Origin of the sequence: Xanthomonas sp. SHU 199, assembly GCF_000364665.1 — a bacterium.
In the GTDB taxonomy this organism is placed as follows: domain Bacteria; phylum Pseudomonadota; class Gammaproteobacteria; order Xanthomonadales; family Xanthomonadaceae; genus Xanthomonas_A; species Xanthomonas_A sontii.
Genome location: NZ_AQOI01000598.1, coordinates 1 through 3,976 on the forward strand (window position 1 = coordinate 1; position 3,976 = coordinate 3,976).

Consider the following 3,976-nt stretch of genomic DNA (forward strand, 5'->3'; position numbering starts at 1 on the left):
AGTGCGCCGGCCCTGCCGGCGGCCGCCGCGGCGATCCTGGCCCGCGCCAAGGCCAGGGCCGCGCAGCGAGGCGGCCAATGAGCGCGACCGCGAGCACAGGCGCAAGCACGCCTGCACGGCGCGGACGTCTGCTGAGCAAGGACGAGATCCACGAACTGTTCTCGCGCCTGTCCGAACTCAACCCCAGCCCGACCACCGAGCTGGAATACGACAGCCCGTTCGAACTGCTGATCGCGGTGATCCTCTCGGCGCAGGCCACCGACGTCGGCGTCAACAAGGCCACGCGGCGCCTGTATCCGGTGGCGAACACGCCGGCCGCGATCCTGGCGCTGGGCGAGGACGGTCTCAAGCGCTACATCTCCACCATCGGCCTGTTCAACGCCAAGGCCAAGAACGTCATCGCCACCTGCCGCATCCTGGTCGAGCAACACGGCGGCGAGGTGCCGCGCTCGCGCGCCGCGCTGGAAGCGCTGCCCGGGGTAGGCCGCAAGACCGCCAACGTGGTGCTCAACACCGCCTTCGGCGAACCGACCATGGCGGTGGACACGCACATCTTCCGCGTCGCCAACCGCACCGGGCTGGCCCCGGGCAAGGACGTGCGCGCAGTCGAAGATTCGCTGCTCAAGCGGGTGCCGGCGCAGTTCCTGTACGACGCGCACCACTGGCTGATCCTGCACGGCCGCTACGTGTGCAAGGCGCGCAAGCCCGACTGCCCGCAGTGCGCGATCCGCGACCTGTGCCGGTACAAGGACAAGACGCCGGGTTGAGCGGCGTGCCGCGGCGCCGGCCGGTACAGCGCCGGGGATGTCGGCTTGGGCAACTTGCGCGGCGCATGTCGTCCGCCGCTGCGCCCGTCGCGGTTGAAACCGCTTCTCCAGTTCTCCACGAGAGGCCACCTGGCCGCTGTAGCAGCGACTATCGTCAACGGTCGTCGACGCGAACCGTGAAAGGCGCCCCGGCCCGCGCCCCATCGCGCGCCTCGGCGATCGCGCCGCAAAAAAGAAAGGCGGCGCAATGCGCCGCCTTTCGTCCCACGTGCGGGAATCTCCGCGAATCAGAACGACAGGTCGCCCCAGACGCCGAATTCCTTGGTTTCCACGTCGGTCTTCTTGCTGGCGTTGTCCTGGTGCGTGTACTTGTACACGGTGGCCAGCTTCAGGTTCTTCAGCACCGGGAACTCGACGCCGACGTTCCAGTACTTGTCGGCCAGGGTCGGGTCGATGGTCTTGCTCAGATCGGTCTTGTCGTAGCGGGCGAAGGCGTTGATGCCGCCGTCGGTCAGCGCCACGCTGCCCCACACCGACCAGCCGCTGGACTTGTCGGTGGCCGGGGTCAGCACGTTGTTGAGATTCTTGGCCTGGAAGTACTCGCCGCCCAGACGGAAGTTGGAATCGGCGTAGGCGACCATCGCATCGGCGCGGGTGTAGTCGTGCTGCGCGTCGAGGATGTCAGTTTCCTTGCCCAGCTTGCCCGAGTAGGCGCCGACGGCGATGGCCAGGTTCTGCATCGGCATGTAGGCGACGCGGCCTTCCACGTCCATGCCCTTGCCGCGGGTCGGGTTCTTGTAGCCGGCACCGTTGACCACCGACATCGCGTAGTTGACCTGCGAGCCCAGGTCGCCGAAGGCGTGCAGGCCCCAGTCGGAGGAGTTGGCGTACTTCAGGCGATCGGTCAGGGTGTTCTCGACGTAGCGGTAGCCGTAGAACTTCTCGACGAACGGCACCCACGGCATGTCGGCGGCACCGATGCGCAGGGCGAAGGCGTCGTCGAACTTGCCCTGCACGTAGGCCTTCTTGACGAACAGCTGGGTGTTGGACAGCGCCGAGCTGTACTGGAAGTCGGTGGTCAGGTTGGCCGACCAGATCTCGTTGAAGCTGTGGTCGACGGTCAGGTAGAAGCGCTTGACGTCCAGACCGGTGCCGCTGGCGGCGGTCTTGGCGCCGCCGCTGGTGCGGTCGATGTTGGTCAGGTCGAAGAACATGCGGCCGCCGATCTTGTTGTCGTTGACCAGCTTGGCGAGCTTGTCGACCTTGGCGGCGCTGGCCTGCGCCGTTTCGGTCGCCTGGGCCTGCACGACATTCACTTCCGACTGCGCGTCGGACTGCGCCTGCAGGGCTTCCGACTGCGCCTGCAGCTGCTGGACCTGGGTCTGCAGCGCTTCGATCTGGGCCTGCAGCTGCTGCAGCTGGGCAGCGCTGACGGCGGGCGGGTTGCTGCTGGCCTTGGCCTTCGCCGCGAACGCCTGCGGCGCCGACGCGAGGCCGAGGCTGGCGAGGATCGCCGTGGCGAGAAGATGGGAACGCATTAGAATCTCTCCGATGGGTGGTGGCAGGGTGGTATGGGTGCGGTGCGGCCCCAGTGCGATGGCCCGACCATTTGTAAAGATTCCGTCAAAGACATGACGGTTTTGAGTCAGCTTCGTTTCGAAACGAAGGCAACCCCGTCCGGGAAGGCTGTCACCGGACTGACATCTGATTTTCTTCAGACGTTCATGAAAAAGTCTTGGAATGCAGCCGATGCCGGCCGGGGTGCCGGCATTCCACCTATTTCAGGAGTTCTCCCGATGCGTTCCCTCAAGCTCCGACTGCTGGCAGCCGCCGCGGTCGCTACGTTTTCGCTCGCGGCGCAAGCCACCGATGTCACTGGCGCAGGCTCCAGCTTCGTCTACCCGGTGCTGTCGAAGTGGTCGGCTGCCTATGCTGAGAAAAGCGGCAACCGCGTCAACTACCAGTCGATCGGTTCCGGCGGCGGCATCGCGCAGATCCAGGCGGCCACGGTCGATTTCGGCGCCTCCGACAAGCCGCTGAGCGGCGCGGATCTGGAAAAGTTCGGCCTGGGCCAGTTCCCGGTCGTGATCGGCGGCATCGTGCCGGTGTTCAACGTGGCGGGCGTGGCCCCGGGTGCGATGAAGCTCGACGGCACCGTGCTGGCCAACATCTTCCTGGGCAAGATCACCAAGTGGAACGACCCGGCGATCGCCGCGCTGAACCCGGGCCTGACCCTGCCCGACCTGAAGATCACCATCGTGCACCGCTCCGACGGTTCGGGCACCAGCTTCAACTTCACCAACTACCTGTCCAAGGTCAGCCCGGAGTGGAAGAGCAAGGTCGGCGAAGGCACCGCCGTGCAGTGGCCGGCCGGCATCGGCGGCAAGGGCAACGAAGGCGTGGCCGCCTACGTCAAGCAGATCCGCGGCGGCATCGGCTACGTCGAGTACGCCTACGCGCTACAGAACAAGCTCAGCTACGCCGGCATGAAGAACGCCGCCGGCCGTTTCGTGATGCCGGACGACAAGACCTTCTCCGCTGCCGCCGCCACCGCGGACTGGAAGTCGGCCAAGGACTTCAACCTGATCATGACCAACGCGCCGGGCCAGGACGCGTGGCCGATCACCGCCACCACCTGGGCCATCATGTACAAGAAGGCCAAGAAGCCGGCGTCGTCGAAGGCCGCGCTGGACTTCTTCAAGTGGTCGTTCGAGCAGGGCCAGCCGCAGGCCAAGGCGCTGGACTACGTGCCGCTGCCGGAGCCGCTGGTCAAGCAGATCGAAGCCTACTGGGCGCAGAACATGAAGTAAGCCGGCGCCTCGCCCGTCCGGCGCTCGCGCGCCTGCACGGCGATGTCCCGAAGGCGCGGACCGCAGGGTCCGCGTCTTTTTTTGTCCCCGCTGGCGGAGCCGTGCGCAGGCCCAGCGGGGGCACGCCGCCCTGCCCTGCCACGGTTCCGGAAGGCGGCGCGAGCGCCGCATCCGGTGAGGGCGTCCGCCAACCAGTCCGCAAGTCATCTCGCTGTAACAAAAATATCATTTCATAGCGAGCATCCGCCGGATGTCCCGGCGCTCTTCGCTACGGAGTGACCCCCCATGAAACTGCAGCCGGCGCGCATTGCCGTCCTGTCCCTCGCCCTGGCCTTCGCCGTCACCGCCTGCCAGCCCGGCAACGGCGACAAGCAGGGCGCCGCCGATGCGGCAGGCGGG

General features: G+C 66.5%; 3 protein-coding genes. 2 read left to right on the plus strand and 1 reads right to left on the minus strand.

Going from position 1 to position 3,976, the window contains the following annotated elements; genetic code table 11:
• Nucleotides 1–77: 77 nt before the first annotated feature.
• Nucleotides 78–767 (plus strand): endonuclease III, encoded by a 690-nt coding sequence (gene nth, locus D183_RS0117585; protein WP_017910157.1) that lies wholly within the window; start codon nucleotides 78–80, stop codon nucleotides 765–767.
• Between the two features lie 287 nt (nucleotides 768–1,054).
• Here the strand turns inward: nth and D183_RS0117590 are convergent, their stop codons facing one another.
• Nucleotides 1,055–2,305, minus strand: coding sequence for a porin (locus D183_RS0117590; RefSeq protein ID WP_017910158.1), 1,251 nt, complete (start codon nucleotides 2,303–2,305; stop codon nucleotides 1,055–1,057).
• A gap of 258 nt (nucleotides 2,306–2,563) precedes the next feature.
• On the opposite strand from D183_RS0117590, the gene pstS reads away from it, so the two are divergent.
• Nucleotides 2,564–3,577 (plus strand): phosphate ABC transporter substrate-binding protein PstS, encoded by a 1,014-nt coding sequence (gene pstS, locus D183_RS0117595; RefSeq protein ID WP_017910159.1) that lies wholly within the window; start codon nucleotides 2,564–2,566, stop codon nucleotides 3,575–3,577.
• Nucleotides 3,578–3,976: the final 399 nt, after the last annotated feature.